This is a genomic window from Streptoverticillium reticulum, assembly GCF_047456005.1.
Taxonomy (GTDB): domain Bacteria; phylum Actinomycetota; class Actinomycetes; order Streptomycetales; family Streptomycetaceae; genus Streptomyces; species Streptomyces reticulum.
Genome location: NZ_CP179755.1, coordinates 1,678,097 through 1,698,173, shown reverse-complemented (window position 1 = coordinate 1,698,173; position 20,077 = coordinate 1,678,097). Strand labels below are relative to the sequence as shown.

The window sequence follows — 20,077 nt, the reverse complement described above, 5'->3', positions numbered from 1 at the left end:
ACTCATGCCCAAGCCCGCCAACCCCACTCCAGACTTCTTCGGATACGCCGACCTGCTCAGCGATGCCGAACGGGCCGAACTGGCCTCCATCCGCGACTACCTGGAAAGCGAGATCAAGCCGCTGGCCAACGCCGCCTGGGAGCGTGCGGAATTCCCCTTCGAAGTGATCGGGAAGATGGCCAAGCTCCGCCTGGCCGGATACGCCTACCCCGAGTACGGCGACGGCCGCAGCCGCAGTGAGCTGTTCTCCGGATTCCTCAACCTGGAACTCAACCGCATCGACCCGTCGTTCGCGGTCTTCTCCGGCGTCCACACCGGACTGGCCATGGGCAGCATCTACGGCGGCGGCAGCCAGGAACAGCGCGACCGCTGGCTGCCGGACATGGCCGCGATGAAGAAGATCGGCGCCTTCGCCCTGACCGAGCCCGACGGCGGCTCCGACGTCGCGGGCGGCATGCGCACCACCGCCCGGCGCGAGGGCGACACCTGGGTCCTCAACGGCGCCAAGCGGTGGATCGGCAACGGCACCTTCGCCGATCTCGTCGTGGTCTGGGCCCGCGACACGGCCGACGGCAACGTCAAGGGCTTCGTGGTGGAGAAGGGCACCCCCGGTTTCACCGCCACCAGGATCGAAGGCAAGATCGCGCTGCGGACCGTGCAGAACGCCGACATCACCCTCGACGAGGTACGGGTCCCCGAGACCGACCGGCTGCAGCGGGTCGACAGTTTTCGTGACACCGCCGCCGTCCTGGCACGCACGCGCGGCGGGGTGGCCTGGCAGGCGCTGGCGGTCGCGGTACGCGCCTACGAACTCGCCCGCGAGTACGCATCGACCCGCGTGCAGTTCGGCAAGCCCATCGGCTCCTTCCAGCTGATCCAGGACCTGCTGGTGAAGATGCTCGGCAATATCACCGCCATGTTCGGCATGGTCGTCCGCCTCAACCAGCTCGCCGCGGCCGGCCGGGACAGCGCCGAACAGGCCGCCCTCGCCAAGGCGTTCACCACCACGCGCATGCGGGAATGCGTCGCCTGGGCCCGTGAACTCTTCGGCGGCAACGGCATCGTTCTCGAGTACGAGATCGCCAAGTTCTTCGCCGACGCCGAGGCGGTCTACTCGTTCGAGGGCACCCGGGAGATGAACACCCTCATCGTCGGCAAGTCGATCACCGGGCACAGCGCGTTTGCGTGACGGGCGTTTCGTGGCTGCGATGCCGGCATCCGGGTGATATCAACGTGCCACTGTCTCCAAGGGGGTTGATCATGCGCGTCCTGATCATCGGCGCCGGACTGGCAGGCCCGTGCCTCGCGCACGGCCTGCGCCGGCACGGCCACGACGTACAGCTCTTCGAGCGGGATCCCGCCGTCGACGCCCGTGCGCAGGGATACCGGATCCACATCAACGACGACGGGGATGCGGCGCTGCGCACGTGGCTGCCCGCCGAAGCGTACGAGCAGGCCGTCGCCACGTCCTGCATACCCGGCGGCGTCAGCATGGCCGGCCCCGACCTGCGGGACGTCACCGGGATCGAACTCCCCCCGGGTGTCGCGGGCATCACCGTCGACCGGCTCACCCTGCGCCGGATCATGCTGCGGGACCTGATGGACTCGACCCGGTTCGGTGCCGGATTCTCCCGCTACGAGCTGCCGGCCGACGGAACCGTACGGGTCTTCCTCACCGACGGCTCCACCGCCGAGGGCGACCTGCTGATCGCCACCGACGGGGCCAACTCCGGCGTCCGGCGCCAGCTGCTGCCCGACTTCCACGTGACCGTGCAGGGCAGCCGACTGATCTACGGCCGTACGCCGCTGACCGCCCGGGCGCGGGAGTCGACGCCGAGGCCGGCGCTCGAAGGCTTCCTGGGCGTCAACGGTCCGGACGGCCGCGGCCTCGCGCTGGCCGCGCAGCGGTTCCGCCGCAGCCCGGCCGACTTCGGGCTGCCTGCGGCCGACGACTACGTCATGTGGGGCCTGACGGTCCCGTCCCGTGTCTGCGGTCCCCGATTCTTCGAGCTCGGTGCCGCGGACCTGCTGGAGCTGGCGGCGACGACCGTCGCGGACTGGGACCCCTCGCTGAGCACGCTGATCCGGCTGGGGGACGCCGGGTACGTCGTCCCCGCGAGCATCCAGACCTCCGAACGCCCGGATTCGTGGCCGCAGGTGCCGGTGACCCTGGTCGGTGACGCGGCACATCCGATGCCTCCGGTGGGGACCAGTGCCGGAGTCGCGATCCATGACGCGGGCCTGCTGGCTTCCCACTTGGTCTCGGGCGCACCCCTGAGCGACGCCGTCCGGTCGTACGAGACGGCCATGCTCGACCACGGCTTCGCCGCGGTCGCCGCTGCCACGCGGAACCATGCGGGTGACTTCTAGCAAGGGGCTGTACAGAGCCTGTACAGAGTCTGTGCGGAGCGGCTCGCTGTGCACTGCGGCACGGTAGTCGTCCAGCGTGAGCATGCTCCGGCCGCCGGAACCAGGGGAGTTGTCCACCGACATGGCGATCGCTGCATCAGGCCCGTCGGCCGGGGACAAGCCCGCATCCGGCCAGGCGCGGCCGTGGAATATTCGCTGGCGTGCGTTCCGGGGATCTTGTTACGGTGACGGAGACCGCAGATCGCGGATCGTTGACCGGGCCCGTGTGCCCTGGGAAGAGTGTTTGATGCCCCGGACCGCGCCGAGCGCGCCTCGCCGTACCGCGTAACCGTCCGTTTTCTCACGCCGCCGTTCCCGTGCGGCGACCGGACGCGAGTTCCGGTGCCCTGAACCGTCATGCAGCACCATGCCCAACTCATGGGGCGTGGTGTACGCGTGGCTTCCACGTCGAGGATCGCTCGGCCTGCTCTTGCTGCCATCACCAAGCCTTTTCAGCAAGGAGCACCCCGGGTGTCCAGCACCAACAACACTCTCACCATCGACACCTTCGCCTGCGCGTGGTGCGGTCTGACCGTGTCCGCCGTCGCCGCCGACGGCGCGCGGCGCAACCACTGCCCGTCGTGCCTGCACTCCCAGCACGTCACCGACCACGTCGAGGGCGGTCCGAGCCGGTGCCACGGCCGGATGTCCCCGATCGCCATCGCCGTGCTGCGCACCGGTGACTGGATGGTCATCCACCGCTGCGTGCGCTGCGACGAGCTCACCTCCAACTCCGTGTGCACGGACGACAACCAGCTCATCCTGATGCGCATGGCCGTCCGCCCGCTCGCACAGCCGCCGTTCCCGCTCGAAGCGCTCGGCAGCCTCTGACGGCCGGAAGGAGGTAATCGACCATGCCACGACGTAAACACGTGCGCGGCCGGGACCGGTCGGCACGGCGTCCGCAGCGGCACAAGGACGTCCTGCACGGCCACGGCGGCCACCGCGCCAACGACTTCCGGTGCGTCGGCTGCCGTCTGGACGTGTCCTTGGACGCCCCGGGCACCGCCCATCGCAACCACTGCCCGAGCTGTCTGGTCAGCCTGCACGTCGACCGCCGCATCCCCGGCGATCGCGCTGCGGACTGCCGCGGGCGGATGGAGGCGCTGTGCATGTTCACGCGGCCGGACGGGGAGTGGATGATCGTCCATCAATGCCTGACGTGCGGTGAACTCAGTGCGAACCGCATCGCCGGTGACGACAACCCGCTCGCCTTGGTGCGCCTGGCGCTGAAACCGCTCCAGGACACCGCCATGGCCGGCCGGGCCATGCTCACCTTGTAGGCAAGGAAAGGGGGTGCCGGTGCCCGGCACCCCCTTTTCCGATTGTCAACTCCGCGCGGGCGCCCGGCCCTCGGTGTCGATGCGGGGCAGGATCCGGTCGAGCCAACGGGGCGTCCACCAATTGCTGTTGCCGAGCAGGGTCATGGTCGCGGGGACCAGGAGGAGCCGGATGACGGTGGCGTCGATGAGGACGCTGACGGCCAGGCCGAGGCCGAGCATCTTCACGACGATGTTCTGGCTCGCGATGAAGGCGGCGAAGACGCCGGCCATGATGAGCGCCGCGCAGGTGATCACGCGTGCGGTGATCTCCAGGGCGTGGGCGACGCTGTCGCGCGGGTTCGCCGTGCGCAGCCAGGCCTCGCGGACGCGGGAGAGCAGGAAGATCTCGTAGTCCATGCTGAGGCCGAAGACGATGGCGAACATCATCATCGGTACGAAGCTCTCGACGGGCACCTTCCCGTTGACGCCGAGAGCGGGTCCGCCCCAGCCCCACTGGAAGACGGCGACGACGACACCGTAAGAGGCCGCGATCGAGGCGACGTTGAGCACCGCGGCCTTGAGCGCCACCGGCACGCCGCGGAAGACGCAGAGGATGACGACGAACGCCAGGGCGACGACGATGGCGACGATGAGCGGGAGGCGGTCGGAGAGGAGGTCGACGAAGTCGACCTGGACGGCCGTGGTGCCCGTGACGTAGCCGTGGGCGGGGGTGCCGGCGACGGCCTTCGGCAGGACCGTGTCCCTGAGCCGGTCGACCAGGGCCGCGGTGCTCCCGGACTGGGGCGAGGCCACGGGGATGACGGTGGCGGTCAGGACGTCGCCGTCGGGGGTGGTGTGCAAGGGGCTCACGCCGGCTGCTCCGGGCAGGTGGGCGAGGGCTCCGCGGGCCTGTCCGACGAGGGCCGGCCAGTCGGCGGGCCGTACCGCGGTGCCGTCGATGACGATCGTCAGCGGCCCGTTGGAGCCGGGACCGAAGGCCGAGGACATCAGGTCGAAGGCGCGGCGGTCGGTGAAGGACGTCGGGTCCGCCTCGTCGCCGATGTGGCCGATCCGCATGGAGAACAGCGGGATCGCGAGGACGCCGACGATGACGGCGCCGACGGCCAGGAACCACCAGGGGTGCCGCTCCACGCGCCGCGCGTACCGGTGCCAGCCCATGCGGTTCGTTCCGCCGCTGCCGGGGGCCCGTTCGGCGACCGGGGTGCGGACGCGGTAGCGGTCGATGTGCCGTCCGACGAGGCCGAGCAGGGCCGGCACCAGGGTGAGGGCGCTCAGGACGGCGGTGACGACGGTGAGGGCGGCTGCGGTGCCGAGCTTGCCGACGAAGGAGATGCCGCAGGCCCACAGCCCGGCGAGCGCGATGATGACGGTGCAGCCGGAGGCCATCACGGCCCGGCCGCTGGTGGCCACGGCCTGCCCCGCGGCGACGGCGGGGTCCGTGCCGTCCATCACGTTCTGCCGGTGGCGGGTGAGGAGGAACAGGGCGTAGTCGATGCCCACCCCCAGACCGATCATCGTGGCCAGGGTCGGCGAGACGGTGGAGAAGGTGGAGGTGGCGGCCAGCAGGCCCAGGCACGCCAGCCCGGCGACGACGCCGAGGAGCGCGGCCAGGAGCGGCACGACGGCGGCCAGGACGCTGCCGAATCCGGCCAGCAGGATCACGATCGCCGCGCCGAGGCCGATGAGTTCGCCGGCCCGGTCGTCCGGCTGCGGCCGGGCCAGCTCGCCCAGCGGCCCGCCGTACTCCACCTGCACGCCCGCCGAACGCAACGGCGCCACCGCCTGGTTGACACCCTTGAGGTAGTCGGGGCCCAGGAGGAGCGGCGTGATGTCGAACTGCACGGTGATGTAGGCGGTCTTCCCGTCGGCCGACACCGGACCGCCCGTCTTCGCACCGTGGCCGGACGCCGTCGCCAGGGGGCTCGTCACGGAGAGCACGTGCGGCAGGCGGCGCAGGCCTGTCACCGCCTCGTCCACCTGCCCGGAGACTTCGGTGAGCGGCTGCGCGGCGTCGTGCAGCACCACCGGGGCGCCGACCCCGCCGGCTGCCGGTTCGTGCGCCTTGAGGACGTCCATCCCGCGCACGGACTGCGTACCGGGGAGCGTGAAGTTGTCGGAGAACGTCCCGCCGAACGCCTTGTCCAGGCCCTGCAGCGCGCCCAGGGCGACCAGCCACAGGGCGATGACGACGACGAAGTGGCGGGCGCACCATTCCCCCAGCCGCCACAGCCGTCCCGGCCGCCCCGGCGTCGGCGGTGCGGTGTTCGGCTCACCGGGCACGTGCACTCGCCTCCGACGGTCGCCTCCAGGGCCCGAGGCCAGTAAAGGTCCGGTGACGCCGTGCGGCATGTCCGTGCCGGTGAACGAGTGACGGCGGGGGGGATGCAGGGTGGCACACATGTGCGAGACGTGCCCCCCGGGCACCACGGCTGAGGTGCCCGGGCCGGCCTCTCGGGGCCGGGTCACCCCACGTCGAAGGCGTTCCCCAGCCCCAGCCGCCACCGCAGACGGTCCCGCTGCTTGAACCCCTCCAGCTCCCGCGGCCGGTACAGCGACGTCACCGTGCACCGTTCCGCTCCCGAACCGGCCTCCTCCAGCAGGGCGTTGACCGCCTGGCGGGCGGAGGCGTTGGCGCCCTCCATCGTCGCCAGGTCGATGTCGACCTGGACGTAGTCGCCGGAGAGGAAGAAGTTGGGGATGGCGGTACGGGAGGTCGGACGGTTGGGCCAGGTGCCGACGGGGTGGATGAGCAACTGCTCGTCGTTGGTGGCCCGGCCGCCGCCGAGCTGGACGGCCGGATCCAGGAACCAGGACTGCAGGACGGAGTCCTTGAGGACCTCGCGGCCCGTGTCATCGAGGCCCGCCTTCAGCTGGGCCCACACCTCCTTGGCCACCTCCTCGCGGGTGCACTGCTTGGCCGTCTTGCCGTAGAGGATGCCCGGCTTGTCCCACTCGGAGATGTCGCAGGAGAGGCAGTCGGCCGTCGTGCCGTCACCGAAGTCGCGCCGGAAGTCGTGGCCGGACCAGAACTGGGCCTGGGAGATGGAAGTGATCGACCAGGGCGAATCGATGTGGTTGATGTGCCCGTGGACGATCGGGGTGGGCTCGGAGAGGTAGAACTGGATGCCCGTCATCCAGTCCGTGCGCAGCTTGTCGCAGCGGGCCAGCTGCGGATCCGCCGCCCGCACGTCCGCGTTCCACGTCGTCCGGGCGTGCTCGACGGGCATCGCGGAGACGAACCAGTCGGCCTCGGCCGTGTGCCGGGCGCCGTCCGAGTCTTCGAGGACGGCTCCGCTGATCCGCCCGCCCTCCAGCTGCAGGTCCTTCACCGCCCATCCGGTGTGGAACTCCACGCCCAGGGACCGGAGATACGTCACCCACGGGCCGATCCACGCCTCGTTGGTGGGCGCGTTGAGCAGCCGGTCGATGGGGCCGTCCGCACCCAGACCGAGGCCGTTGAAGACGAACGCCTCACCGAGGGTCGCCACCGTCCGGGTGCTCGCCACCTCGGCCTTGGTCGCCACGATGTTGCGGGTCAGGCCGATGCACAGCAGCCGCTGGTAGTCGGCGGACATGCGCGCGGCCCGCGTGAACTCCCACCACGGCACGTTCTCCCAGTCCCGCGTCCGGCGCTCCTCGCAGCTGGTGAGCCAGACCAGGAACCGCTCCGCGAAGTACACGACCTCGTAGGCGGGCACGCGGAAGGAGGTCTCGAAGAAGCCGATGAGCGTCCGCCGCAGATCGTCCAGGGTGAGCGGGGACGGCCTGCGGCTGCCGCCGGGGATGGGGAGGCGGATGTCCTCGCGCCCGGTGCGGGCGACCAGCGTCTCGCTCGGCGCGATCAGGTTGTCCCAGCAGCCGTTCGGGTTGCCGGGGAAGGGTATGCGGCGCAGCGTGTCCGGTAAGTTGTGATAAATACCCGGTATGAAGCGGAAGCCGTGCTCCCCGGGCAGGGCTCTGCGGCCGCCGGCGCCGGTGCCGGGGACGTCCATGCTGCGCGCCTTGCCGCCCAAGGCGTCCTTGCGCTCGTACACCGTCACCTTGAAGCCCCGCTCGGCGAGTTCGTGCGCCGCCGTCAGCCCGGCGACGCCGCCCCCGAGCACGGCGACGGACCGGCCGCCGGCGGAACGGCCCGCGGCCCGCGCCGTCCCGCCCAGCGCCGCCGTGGCGGCCACGGCCGTCGCACCGCCGATGAAACCTCTGCGGGTAGTACTGCCCGTACGTTCCACAGCTCCAGCAACTCCCTGCTGTAAGTAAAGGGTTCGATGGTGCGCTGGAGCATAGGGGTGACTCACGTGGCTCGGTAGAGTGCCGACGCCGCCCTGTGCCACGGTGGGCCACGTCAGCCGGCGGCCGTCGCCGGCTTCCCTCCCCGACCAGGAGCTTGACCATCGCCGACCTGGCCGCCGCCACGAAGCTCGGTGCCGGCGCCGTTCTGGTCGACTCGCCGCGGGCCATGATGCCGGCCTACCCTCGCTGAAGCGGCCGGGCAGCGGGTTCCGTGCGTCGACGGACCCGCTGCCTACATCCAGTTGGAGGCGATGTCGCAGAGCAGGTAGGGGATGCGGATGTTGCACGGCCGGCAGGAATGGGCGGTCCATGAACAGGTTTCGCCCTCACCGTGCCACTGGCGCGAGGCGGTCGTGTTCCGGGGGCCCACGTAGTACATCTCGCTCATGCGCACATATTCGACCGCTCCCCACGCGTCGCCCCGCAGTAGACAGCCGAGCCCCAGCAGGAGTTTCATCGCGGCGCAGGTCTGGTCTATATGAGGGATGGCCTGACCCCCTTCCTGCAGAGGGATGTCCACCTTCTCCCACTTGATGGTTCTCCAGCCGTCACCGGTCCACCTACCGTCATCGATCCTCGGAACGGCCGCCTCTGTGGCCGGAAGTTTCCAGCTTCCCTTGTGGTAGGAGATCTGTCCGAGATACGGCGAGATGTCGATACGTCCACTGCTGCAGGCTGCAAGGTAGTACTCGCGACCGCGTACCTTCGCCTCCAGCACCCCCAGCATGAAGGCCTCTTCCTCGAACTTCCCCTTCGCCAGGATCGCGTCGCGCAGTTCGCCGACGGCACCTCGCAGCTTTTCGCTGTCAACGAGTTCCGGGACGCTGTGCCGCGGCTTCTCCTTGTCCCGCCGGTAATGGCACCTGGGGCAGGTGAGGTCCTTTTTGCCGCCATGCCGGAGGTTCACGACCTCGTTCCGTTTGCTGGAACCCGGCTTCTCGGACGTCGTGTTCGCCATGCTCGGCCTTCTCTGAAGATTGCTGTGGGCGCGGGGAAGCTAGCACGCGGCGATCCCCGACCCGGGGCCGACGTCGAGCGCAGCAGCAAGATTTGGACGTCGCCGAGTGGCAGTCTGTTGCGGAGAACTCACCCTGAGGAGGCGGTCTCCGGGCCCGCTTTCGGATCATGTGGCGCGGACTTGTCGCAGGTCATGGCCGATCCATGACGGACAATAGCGACTCAACTCCCTATATGCCCGTAAAGCGGTCAACAGTCGGATTCTGTCGCAGAGTCCGACGAACATGCCGACCCCCCTCGCCCGCCACTTGGCTGATCACCGCTGCTGCGGATTCCACTGCGGATACCGTGAGCGCGAATTTCGCACCCACTACAGGCGGCCCGTTCCCGGCGCGGCCCATCCGGTCCGGAGGTAATGCGTTGTGGCGATGACCGTCGGCAAGCTCAAGGAATGGCTGCAAGGCCTTTCCCGGGGCGGGAAACTCCCCATCCCCGGTGGGCTCCCCGAAGACCTGGGGGACCTCAAGAGCGCGGTGAATCTCGGAGCGCTCTCCCAATGGTTCGACGTGGAGGGCACCACCCTCACCGCGTTGGCGACGGAGCCGGACAAGCTGTGTGTCACCGGCACCGTCGTCCAGAAAACGCCCCAGGTCTCCCTGCAGTTCTTCAGCGACGACGAGAAGAATCCGGACGACGCCGATATCGCCGGGGTCCGGATCAGCCTCTCGTTGAAGGACCAACCGGTCCTCTCCGCCCTCAGCGCCCTCGGGCTGCAGGACGTCCGGTTGGTGTACGAGATCCGTATGCTCGACGGCGCCGCAGTCCGCAAGCTCTTCGCCCAGGCGGCACTCGCCGTCGACGGCGGGGATCCGTTGCTCATCACCTGCGGGCTCGACTTCGAGGCGGAGCAGACCAGTTACGCATTCGTCGTCGAGCCCGAGGCCGGCACCGAATGGCACATCGCCGAGGCGTTCTTCGGCCTGTTCGGTGCCGCACCGCCGCCCGTTCTGAAGGACATCGTCCTCAAGCGCCTCATGCTGGCGTACGACCGGGGCAAGGACTCCACCGGTTTCCGTATCGAGGTGGACGTCGAGTTCCCGCTCGGCGAGGCCACGGCCGACCTCGACGTCAAGGTGACGCTGTCCAAGGGCGGCGAGGGCCAGGCGTACGACCAGGAGTACGAGGGCAGCCTGGTCCTGGCCGTCCCCGGACCGACCGGCGGTGACGACGATGTCCGTACGCTGACGTTCACCGTCAAGGACGTCCAGCACGCCGAGTTCAGCGCGAGCTGCGAGGACTCCAAGGGCGTCTCCTTCGCGGACCTCGCCCGGCTGCTGGGAGTGCAGGACGAGTCCGCGGCCGAGGTGCTGACCAGGCTGGGGACGGTCACCGGGCTCACGGTCGGGTACGGCTCCGCCCGCAAGTCCATCGTGCTCGCCGCGAAGGAGAAGGCCGGCGGCTCGCTCGTCGTCGTGTCGGACCTGCCCTCGGGCGGCACGCGCGCCTGGGCCGTGCGGGTCGGCGTCGGCCTGGACGCCAAGCTGTCGGACGTGCCGTTGCTGCACGGGCAGATACCCGCGGACCAGGACCTCGGCGTGAGCGGCCTCGGCGTCCTGCTCACCTCCGAGAAGCTCGACGCCGATCGTGTCGCCGAGCTCAACAAGGCGCTCACGGCGAGCGACGGCACGCTGCCGCTGTTACCCGCCGACGGGCTGGGCAAGGGCCTGGCCTTCACCATCGACCTCCGGCTGCACGGCAACTCCGGGACGACCTCCGTCGTGGTCCGGGGCGGCAGCCGCAAGTCCAAGGCCCCTGCCTCTGCCCCCGCGGAGGCTTCCGCACGGCCGAGGGTGATCACGCAGGACGGCGCCCCCGTCCCGGGGGATGCCGCCCCCGTCCCCACCGGTCTGCCCCTCGTCGCCTGGGTCAAGATCCAGCGCAACGTCGGCCCGCTGAACCTGAAGCGCGTCGGTGTGGGCTTCGCCGACGACACCGTGTGGGTGCTCTTCGACGCCTCCCTCGGCATGGCCGGACTCACCGTCGGCGTCGACGGACTGGGCCTGGGCATACCGCTGTCCGACCCGACGGCACCGAAGTTCCGGCTGGACGGCCTGAGCGTCGGCTACTCCCGCCCGCCGCTGTCCATCGAGGGCGCGTTGGTGCTCAAAGCGGACGCCGACTACGACCCGCTGGTCGAGGGTGTGCTGGCCGTCAAGGCCGAGGAGTTCGGCCTCACCGCGATGGGTGCCTACGCGCGCCCCACCGCCCACCCCGACCAGCCGTCGTTCTTCCTCTTCGGCAAGGCCAACGGCGAGTTCGGCGGACCGCCGCCCGTCCAGATCACCGGCATCATGGCCGGGTTCGGCCTCAACACCGACCTGCGGCTGCCCGAGGGCGACCAGGTGCTGGACTTCCCGTTCCTGAAGGACATGTCCTCGCCGGAGACCGACCCGCTCCAGGTCCTGGACACCCTGATGGGCGGCGGCGAAGACGCCTGGGTGCACCCCGCGGCCGGCCAGCTGTGGTTCGCGGCCGGACTGGAATTCAAGGTCTTCGAGTTCCTCAGCGGTCAGGCACTGCTGGTCCTGGAGGTCGGCAACGACTTCGCCGTCGCGGTGCTCGGCACGGCCGAGGCGCAGTTCCCCAAGGACCAGTCCCTGCCCGCGTACGCGAAGGTGCGGCTGGGCCTGTCCGCCAAGTACCGGGCCGGCGAAGGCGTCCTGAAGCTGACCGCGCAGCTCGCGCCCGGCTCGTTCCTGCTGTCCGAGGACTGCGTCCTCACGGGCGGATTCGCGCTGTACACGTGGTTCACGGGCGAGAACGCCGGTGACTTCGTCCTGACACTGGGCGGCTACCACCCCAGTTACAAGGTGCCCGCCCACTACCCGCAGGTGCCCCGGCTCGGCTTCAACTGGCCCGTCACCTTCGAACTGACCATCAGCGGCGGCTCGTACTTCGCCCTCACCCCCGGCGCGATCATGGCCGGCGGTGCGCTGGACGTGAACTTCCGCTCCGGCGACCTGCACGCCTGGCTGACGGCGCATGCCAACATGCTCATCGAGTGGGCGCCGTTCCACTTCGACGCCGAGATCGGCATCAGCATCGGTGTCAGCTACGTGCTCGACCTGTGGCTGGTGCGCGAGACGATCAGCGTCGAGGTCGGCGCCTCCCTGCACCTGTGGGGCCCGCCGACGGGCGGCGAAGTCACCGTCCACCTCTGGTTCATCTCCTTCACCATCGGCTTCGGCGAGGGCAGCGCGGACGGCGACAAGGCCGCACCGTGGTCGGACGTGGTCAAGCAGCTGCCCGCGAAGCAGGACGCCGTCCGGCTCGTGCCCATGAACGGGCTGATGCCGGTGGAGTCCAAGTCCGAGCCGGGGCTGTGGACCGTCGGCATCGGCGACTTCTCCTTCGCCGTCCGCACGGCCGTCCCGGTCGGCACGCTGTACCTCGGCGACGACAAACAGCACACGGTCGACGGCACGGACGTCAACATCCGCCCCCTGCGCAAGGACGGCGAGAGCCTCGACTCGGCGCTCACGGTCACGCTCACCAAGGACGCCACCGCGCAGGACCTGAGCGCGTGGACCGTCACACCGAACAAGGCCAGTCTGCCCGCGGCGCTGTGGGGGCAGTATCAGGGCAAGCTGGCCACCGACAGTCCGCAGCGTGTGGACGGCCAGCTGACGGGCGCCGACCTGCGGCTGCCGCTGCCCACGCCGGGCAGCACACCGGGGCCGATCAAGGCCGGCACGATCGCCCACGACGAGCGGAAGCCGAACGGCCGGCTGCCGTTGGTGCAGCCGGCCGTCATGGAGGCCGTCGTCGAGCGGTCCGCCCTCGCGCAGACCGGGGACACGCCGCAGGTCGCCGTGGAGCTCGTCGCCGACAGCGCGCCGGTTCCCCAGGTACGTGCGAACGTGGGCGCCGTCACCGGCGGCATGACCGGCGGACCGGTCGACCAGTCCCGCGACCGGCTCTTCGCCGCCATGGGCTACCTGGACGTGAGCCCCCTCACCAACGCGCAACTCACCGCCACCGACGGACTGGTGGCGGGCGACATCGACGCCACGCCCGCACCGCCGGTCCCGGGCACGCCGACCGCGAGCGAGCGGCTGTACGTGCTGGGCGCGGGGGCGACCGTCACGCCGGTCGACGCGCAGAGCCTGACGGCGTACGCCGGCATCCCCCTGGAGTTCGCGCAGGGAGCCACCGCACCGCTCCACTTCGCCGTCGGCCCGGACGGCCACCGGCTGTGCGCGGTCGACAACGACCAGAACATCGACGTGCGTGACATCTCGGCGAACCCGCCGGGAACCACCAAGTCCCTGTTCCACGACCGCATATGGGGATACCAGCAGACGCGGGGAGCGGCGGTCTCGCCCGACAACAAGTGGGCGTTCGCCACTGCCACGCAGTCGCAGCAGCTGCTCGTGCTCAACCTGCAGTCGGACGTTCCCGTGAAGAAATGGGACTTCGGCCTTCAGACGGCCATCGGCGACGTCGTCCCCGCAGCGCGGTGGGACGACACGTCGCAGATCGTCTACGTCGCCAGGCCCGAGCTGAACACCGTGGCCCAGGTGGACGTCACCAACGGGAAGTACCCCACGTGCAACACGAGTGATGACCTGCCCGCAGGACCCTCCCCGGCGCGCTTGGCCGCCGACCCCAAGGGCCGCTGGCTCTACGCGCTCAACGCGGGCAAGTCCACGGTGACCGTCATCGACGTCGCCGCCAAGACGATCGCCACCACCCTGCGCACGGGCACGAGCCCCAGCGCCCTGGCCGCCTCGGCCGACGGCACGCGGCTGTACGTGGCGAACTCCGTGACCGGCACGGTCTCGGTCTTCGACACCACCGGCGACCTGCCGAAGGAAGCGGCCGAACCCGTGTGGGTCGGCGCGCAGCCGACCGCGCTCGCGGTCTCCGCCGCGGGTGACCGCCTCTACGTCGCCCGGTCCCAGGTCCGGCAGGTCCAGGTCGTGGACGTCGCGGCGAACCCGCCGGTCCTGCTCCCCGTCACCGTTCCCCTCAAGGACGACCCGGTGGCACTCGCCGTCACCGTACCCCCGAGGGTCACCGACACCCCGGCAGCCTCCCGCGACTCCCGCGACCCCCGAACCACCGAAGGCGGTGCGGCATGAGCCACCCCGAATACGCCCCGGACCCCGACCCGTCGCTGAACGTGCAGTTCGTCGACTCGCTGGTGCCCAAGCTCACCGCGGGCCGGTACACCCTCACCGCGCAGCAGTCCCTCACCAAGGACGGCAACCGGGTCGACACGGACGACTACCTGGACACCAAGCTGACTCAGCAGGTGGAGGTCCGCGCCCCGCGCTTCACCGTGCAGCCGGAGTGGATCCACGGCGCATACCCGCCCCCGGGCGCCACCGGTCTCTACGACGACGTGCTGCCGCACGTCACGCTCGACCGTGCCACGCTGCCGTGGGAGCGGGACGAGGCGACGGCGAAGGACGGTACGCGCCTGCCGTGGCTGGCCCTCCTCGTCCTCGGCGAGGGCGAGTTGCCCGTCACCGACCCGCACTGCCTCGGGCAGACCGACGCGCGGACCGTGGACCAGCTGACCGGTACCGAGGACGGCGTCCTCCTGCCCCCGTTCGACCAGCACGCGGACCCGCTCACCGACGACGACAAGCAGCAGGTCTGCCGCACGGTCAAGGTCCCCAGGACCGTCTTCCGTAGCATCGCCCCCACCCAGGACGAACTGTCCTTCCTGACCCACGTGCGCCGGGTCAACGAACAGCACCAGCACGCGGCGCCGGGCGACGACCTGATCCAGATCGGCGACTACGCGGTCGTGGTCGGCAACCGCCTGCCCAGCGCGAAGGGCGGCCGCTACGTCGCACACCTCGTGTCCCTGGAAGGCTGGCTGCCGTACCTGCCCGGCGGCTCCAAGGAGACGGAGGGCACCGAACAGGACGTGCGGCTCATCTCGCTGTGGTCGTGGGCGTTCGAGACGATCCCCGACCACGCACCCGGATTCGCCGCGCTGACCGAGCACTTCGTCGACACCGAGGGCGAGGACGGCTCCGCACTGCTGCTGCGTGTCCCGCTGCCCGCCGGCCGCCCGCTGTCCGGGGCCGACCAGCAGGAGGTCGCCGACCGGCTCGGCAAGGGCTACCTGCCGGTCTCGTGCCGCACCGAGTCCGGACGCTCCACCTTCGGCTGGTACCGGGGCCCGCTGATCCCGCAGCCCGCCCAGCCGCAGTCCGACCGCCAGCGCCGCCGGTGCGCGACGGAGGCGCTGATCCACCTGCAGCAGTACGGGGTCTTCGACGTCAGCCTCGCGACCGCGTTCACCGCCGGCCGCGGCGTCGCCCTCGCCGACCACCAGTTCGGCGCGGCGCTGCTGCGGCTGCGCGGCAAGGTGCAGCGAGCGGCGGAGAAGAACAGCCGCCCGGCCGCCACCGGGGCGCGGGAGCGCATCGAGCACCTGGCGACGAACGGCCTCGTCGGCCACCTCGGCGAACTCCTGACCACACCGGCCCGCGCCCAGGAGCAGACCGCCGCCGCGCCCGTACAGCGCCCCGGCGTCACCCCCGCACCGACCGCCACCGCACTGCCCGCCACCGCCGGGCTCACCATGGAACGGCTGCGCGCCGACACGGAGTTGCACGCCCGGCTCACCACGGACGGCACACCGCTGGTGGACCCGCACGACGACGACCTCGCCCTCGTCCGCAACCGGCTGCTCGGCCTGCGCAACCTCACCGGCGTCCCGTTCGCGCACCTCGTGCCCGACACCCGGATGCTGCCCGCCGAGAGCCTGCGCTTCTTCTACGTCGACCCCGACTGGACCGCCACCCTGCTGGACGGCGCCCTGAGCGTGGGACTCGCCCACACCTTCGACCTCACCTCGGACGAGCTGGTCTTCGGCCCCGAGGGCCAGGCCCCGCTGCCGCCGTTCAGCGCGCCGGTCACCGGCCTGCTGCTGCGCTCCCAACTCGTCAGCGGCTGGCCCGCGCTGGAGGTCCGCCCGTACGCGAACCCCACGGCCACCGACGGGGAGACGGCGCTTCCGGTGCTGCGCCGCGAGGCGCTCGCCGACGACGTACTGCTCGTCCTCGTCGAGGGCGTACCGGGCCGGGTCGAGCTCGCCGAGCCGCAGCAGGGCGTGCACTTCGGCATCGACGAGCCGGCGGAAGGCGGCAGCGACAACCCCGTCGACGACGGCATCATCCGGCTGCGGTCCCTCTCGGGAGCCGACATCGGCAAGGAGCTCGACCCGAAGCAGCACCCCTTCCCGGCCACACCCGGGCTCGACGACTACCTGCGCGCCCCGGGCGACACGGTGCTGAACGTCACGAAGCTCGCCGGCGGCCTGGCCAACGCCCTGGGCATCACGGACCGGCCGCTCACCCCGAGCGAGTTCGCCATCCAGATGATCAACGCCGCGCAGCGCCGCACCTTCACCACCGCTGCCGCACAGCACACCCTCACCACGACAGGAGACCACCTCAATGGCTGACCGCGACGACACCCTCATCGTCCCGGTGAACGTGGACGCCTTGGTGGTCAACCGGGAGTTGCGCCAACGCGACGGCCAGGGCTTCCGGCGCTGGCGGCCCAACTTCAACCTGCTCCGCCACAGCCTCAGCCCCGAAGTGGCCCCGTTCACCAACGAGGACCAGTGGAACGCCACGCAGGAGGGCGGGACCGACGACGCCTACAAGCAGTACGACGGCGTCTACGTGCGCTGGGAGCTGCCCGACTCGCTGCGCCAGGGCGCCGCGCGGGCCGCGGGCGGGCGTACGCAGTTCCCGCTCGTGCCCAACCGCTGGCTCGTCGTCCGCCAGGTGCCGGACCATCCCGAACTGACCGCCGGCTGGGTGGTGGAGAGCGACTACCTGGACCCCGAGCACGGCACGTCGCGTTTCATGCACCCGGTGCGGCCCGAGGCCGGGGACCCGGCGAACACGCCCTACCGCTCCACGATCATCACGACGCGGATCGGCAAGAAGCAGAGCATCAACGGCAGCAGCACGTGGAACGAGCCCACGGACGCCGCGCGCAAGGAGCTGTTCCTCACCGCGGTCGGCCCCGGCATCATGACCTTCCACGTCTACCAGCCGTACCACGAGGACGTCTTCTCGCTGCACGACGACCTGAAGGACGACAAGGGCCAGGACATCGCTGCCGCAACCGTGAACTACCAGGTCGTGGGCTGGTATTCGGACCCCGCCCAGGAGGAGCTGCGCCGCCGCCTGGACGAAGCGGGTGCGACGGTGAAGTCCGTGCTGGCCGGGCTCGGCTGGGCGGTCGAGGACCTGCCGGAGGGCTGGACGCCCGACAGCACCACCTACTGCGGCCGCGCCCTCAAGGTGCAGTGGAACCGCACCGGCGCCGCACCTGACTCGGACCGGCCGCAGAAGACCGACGTCCGTGACCGGATCGCCGTCGGGAGCAGCGCGGACGAGGCGCACGCCGCGCTGGTCGCCGAGGCCCGCGCGGCCCTGCCCGCCGGCTCCGGCAACGCCGTCGACCACACCATCGACCCCGCCCTCCTGCACGCCCTGGGCAAGGGCCTGCTGAACACCCTCGACGAGCCCGACGGCGACGTCCTCACGGGCCAGGCCCTGCACAAGGGCTGGTTCCAGCAGGTGCCGGGCGGCTACGTGTGGCGGCTCGCCGACACCGCCGGCAAGGGCAACGTCTCCGGCAACCCGAAGTCGGTCACCTGGTCCGGCGTCGCGCCCGAGCAGGAGGCGTGGCTGGCGAAGCTCAACGGCTGCCAGAGCGCCTACGACAAGGCCGAGCGCGAACTGACCGCGCTGCAGCAGCGGTTGTACGCGCTGTGGTGGATGCACAGCCTGCCGCTGATCCCGCCGCAGTACAGCCGCGAGCGGCTGTACGCCGAGATCGACCCGAAGAACGCGGACGGTCTCGCCGCCCGGGTGGCCGCGGCGCAGGACGACCTGAAGAACAAGAAGCAGAAGGACATCGCCGACTGCCTGAGCGGCCACCAGCTGCCCGAGGGCTACGAGTTGCGCAAGGAGACCTTGCCGCCCTTCTACCAGGTCACCGACCCGACCATGGTGCTGGCCGGCTCGAAGAACCACACCGCGCACAAGCCGCTGACGAAGGACGGGGCGCTGCTCTGCCGCATGCCCTCGCAGATCGTCAACGACGGGCGGGCCAACCCCTTCACCTCGCTCCAGCTGACCGGGCTGCCGTTGGTCGCGTCGGCCCTGCTGATCGAGTTCGCGTACGTGATCGACCCGAAGGCCCCGCGGAGCTACACGACCGACATCGAACCGGACGACTGGCGGCAGCCGTGGAAGCCGCTGCTGTTCCAGTGGCGGGTCGACCACTGGCAGGTGCCCTACCACGACGAGCAGAACCAGCCGAACTGGACGTTCGACGGCAGCCGCTACAAGTTGGCGAAGGACTCGGCCGCCTCCGACACCATCGAGGTGACCGGCCGCCGCTTCCTCGTACCGCTGCCGCAGCACACGGCGAGCAGCGGGCTCGAACAGCACGCCGCCGACCACCCCGACGCGGCCACGGCCGAGGCGCTCACCGCGGCGGCGGAGCAGATCAAGGACCTCGATCTGCTCTCGCAGCGGCTGGACGGGCTCACCGACGCCTTCGCCCTGCGCGACCCCGCGCCCGGCGTCAGCCCGCCCGGCAGGATCGGCGAGCTCGTCGGGGACGCGTTCCGCCACCTGCCCAACCCGGGCATGCTGCCCGAGCCGTTCAAGGGCTGGCAGAAGTCCGGCTTCACCCAGATCCGGGCCGGGCAGTTCGCGGTGAAGAGGCTGAGCGTCATCGACGAGTTCGGCCAGAGCCTCGATGTCCTGTTGGACGGTGACGCGCTGACCTTCGAGCCCAAGGTGGGCGACAGCCTGCACCCCGACGGCAAGTTCGTCGAGACCACGGACACGGGACGGTTCGTCCAGCTGCCGCCGCGTCTGCTGCAGCCCGCCCGGCTGCGGTTCGACTTCGTCGCCGAGCACGACGACGCGCAACTGGTCGACCTGACCGCGGGCACCACTCCGGTGGGCGCGTGGATCGTTCCCAACTATGTCGACCGCTCGCTGCTGTGCTACGCGCCGACGGGCGAGCCGCTGGGCGAACTGCGCCTCGAACTCCGTGAGGGCGAGGACGGCAATGTGACGACCGTGGTCGGCTGGGGGCCGCTGCCGGATTCCCAGGTGCGCACGATCGATGACCTGCGGGAGTCCCGGCCGCAGCTCTACGCGTTCGCCCGCGAGCTGTCGGCGAAGGGCGAGGACGCCTTCGCCGATCTGCTGGCCACCGTCGACCACGCGCTCGCGGGGATCGACCCGGGCAACGTGTACGGCGACGAGGTGCTCGGCGCGCTGCTCGGACGCCCGCTCGCCCTGGTCCGCGCCCGGCTCGGCTTCGAGCTGGACGGCCTTCCCGTCGCCGACGAGGGCTGGCAGTACGCGCTGGACTGGAAGACGCAGGCGGAGTGGGCCACGCGCCAGGGCGCCACGGCGCCGGCCGCAATGGCCCACCTCGACTACCGGTGGCCCGTCCGGCTCGGCAACGCCGGGCAGAAGGGCGACGGTCTGATCGGTTACTTCTCCGAGGAGGACTACGGCACGTTCTACTCGGTGGCCACACCGGGCGACCACCCGCACACGGACTACGTGGCGGAGATCGCGGACGCCAACTGGCCGCGGCTCCGGGCGGATTCGACGCAGCAGACACACGTCACGCTGCTGCTCGACCCGCAGGCCACGGTCCACGCGACCACGGACATCCTCCCGGTGACGGGACTTCAGCTCCCGACGCGCTTCACGCGGACGGCCATGGCCGCGATGCAGGTGGCGCTGCGGCTCAGCCCGGTGCTGACCACGACGCGCAAGGTCCCGGCCAAGGACGTCGGCGGGGCCGGTGCGTCGGCCGGCTTCGTCGACGCCCTCGCCATGCCGCACCCCACAGCCCCGCAGGGCACGTGGGACTGGGCCGAACTGGTCGTCCCGGACGCACCCGCCGGGAACGACGCCGCGCCGCAGTGGGCCCACGAGTCGATCGTGCAGATCGACCAGACGGCCCGGCTGGACGAGGACGGCCCGACCGTACGCACCGGTTTCCTGCGCCTCTCCGGCGGCTTCGACACCAAGTGACTTCGTACCCCATCCTGAAAG

10 protein-coding genes are annotated in these 20,077 nt (G+C 70.5%); 7 read left to right on the top strand and 3 right to left on the bottom strand.

What is annotated here, in order from left to right; all coding sequences use genetic code 11:
* Positions 1–4 precede the first annotated feature (4 nt).
* From ACMATS_RS07695 to ACMATS_RS07680, 4 genes are all read left to right on the top strand, one after another.
* Positions 5–1,189, top strand: coding sequence for an acyl-CoA dehydrogenase family protein (locus tag ACMATS_RS07695; RefSeq protein WP_414167416.1), 1,185 nt, complete (start codon positions 5–7; stop codon positions 1,187–1,189).
* A 71-nt stretch (positions 1,190–1,260) separates the two neighbouring features.
* Positions 1,261–2,370 carry an FAD-dependent oxidoreductase gene (locus ACMATS_RS07690; protein ID WP_414167415.1) on the top strand — a complete coding sequence of 370 codons (1,110 nt, stop codon included), beginning with the start codon at positions 1,261–1,263 and terminating at the stop codon, positions 2,368–2,370.
* A gap of 510 nt (positions 2,371–2,880) precedes the next feature.
* Positions 2,881–3,240 carry an RNHCP domain-containing protein gene (locus tag ACMATS_RS07685; protein ID WP_390779788.1) on the top strand — a complete coding sequence of 120 codons (360 nt, stop codon included), beginning with the start codon at positions 2,881–2,883 and terminating at the stop codon, positions 3,238–3,240.
* Between the two features lie 23 nt (positions 3,241–3,263).
* Complete coding sequence (locus ACMATS_RS07680; protein WP_391154799.1) at positions 3,264–3,692, top strand: RNHCP domain-containing protein; 429 nt, start codon at positions 3,264–3,266, stop codon at positions 3,690–3,692.
* A 45-nt stretch (positions 3,693–3,737) separates the two neighbouring features.
* Here the strand turns inward: ACMATS_RS07680 and ACMATS_RS07675 are convergent, their stop codons facing one another.
* The 3 genes from ACMATS_RS07675 to ACMATS_RS07665 all read right to left on the bottom strand — a co-directional run bounded on the left by ACMATS_RS07675 (position 3,738) and on the right by ACMATS_RS07665 (position 8,940).
* On the bottom strand, positions 3,738–5,978 hold the full coding sequence (locus ACMATS_RS07675; RefSeq protein WP_414167414.1) for an MMPL family transporter: 2,241 nt from the start codon (positions 5,976–5,978) through the stop codon (positions 3,738–3,740).
* 176 nt (positions 5,979–6,154) lie between these two features.
* Complete coding sequence (locus tag ACMATS_RS07670) at positions 6,155–7,921, bottom strand: FAD-dependent oxidoreductase (RefSeq protein ID WP_414167413.1); 1,767 nt, start codon at positions 7,919–7,921, stop codon at positions 6,155–6,157.
* A 293-nt stretch (positions 7,922–8,214) separates the two neighbouring features.
* The gene (locus tag ACMATS_RS07665) at positions 8,215–8,940 is read right to left on the bottom strand and encodes a hypothetical protein (protein WP_414167412.1); all 726 of its coding nucleotides are present in this window, start codon (positions 8,938–8,940) and stop codon (positions 8,215–8,217) included.
* Positions 8,941–9,367: 427 nt separating this feature from the next.
* Between ACMATS_RS07665 and ACMATS_RS07660 the strand changes: the two genes are divergently transcribed.
* From ACMATS_RS07660 to ACMATS_RS07650, 3 genes are read left to right on the top strand one after another with little or no spacing between them, the layout of a single operon-like run.
* The gene (locus ACMATS_RS07660) at positions 9,368–14,083 is read left to right on the top strand and encodes a DUF6603 domain-containing protein (RefSeq protein WP_414170671.1); all 4,716 of its coding nucleotides are present in this window, start codon (positions 9,368–9,370) and stop codon (positions 14,081–14,083) included.
* Positions 14,080–16,428: a hypothetical protein gene (locus ACMATS_RS07655; protein ID WP_414167411.1), complete on the top strand. Its 2,349-nt coding sequence runs from the start codon at positions 14,080–14,082 to the stop codon at positions 16,426–16,428. Before ACMATS_RS07660 ends, ACMATS_RS07655 begins: the two co-directional genes overlap by 4 nt.
* Entirely contained in the window at positions 16,421–20,056 is a 3,636-nt protein-coding gene (locus ACMATS_RS07650; RefSeq protein ID WP_414167410.1) for a hypothetical protein, read from the top strand. Before ACMATS_RS07655 ends, ACMATS_RS07650 begins: the two co-directional genes overlap by 8 nt.
* The last annotated feature ends 21 nt before the right edge of the window (positions 20,057–20,077 follow it).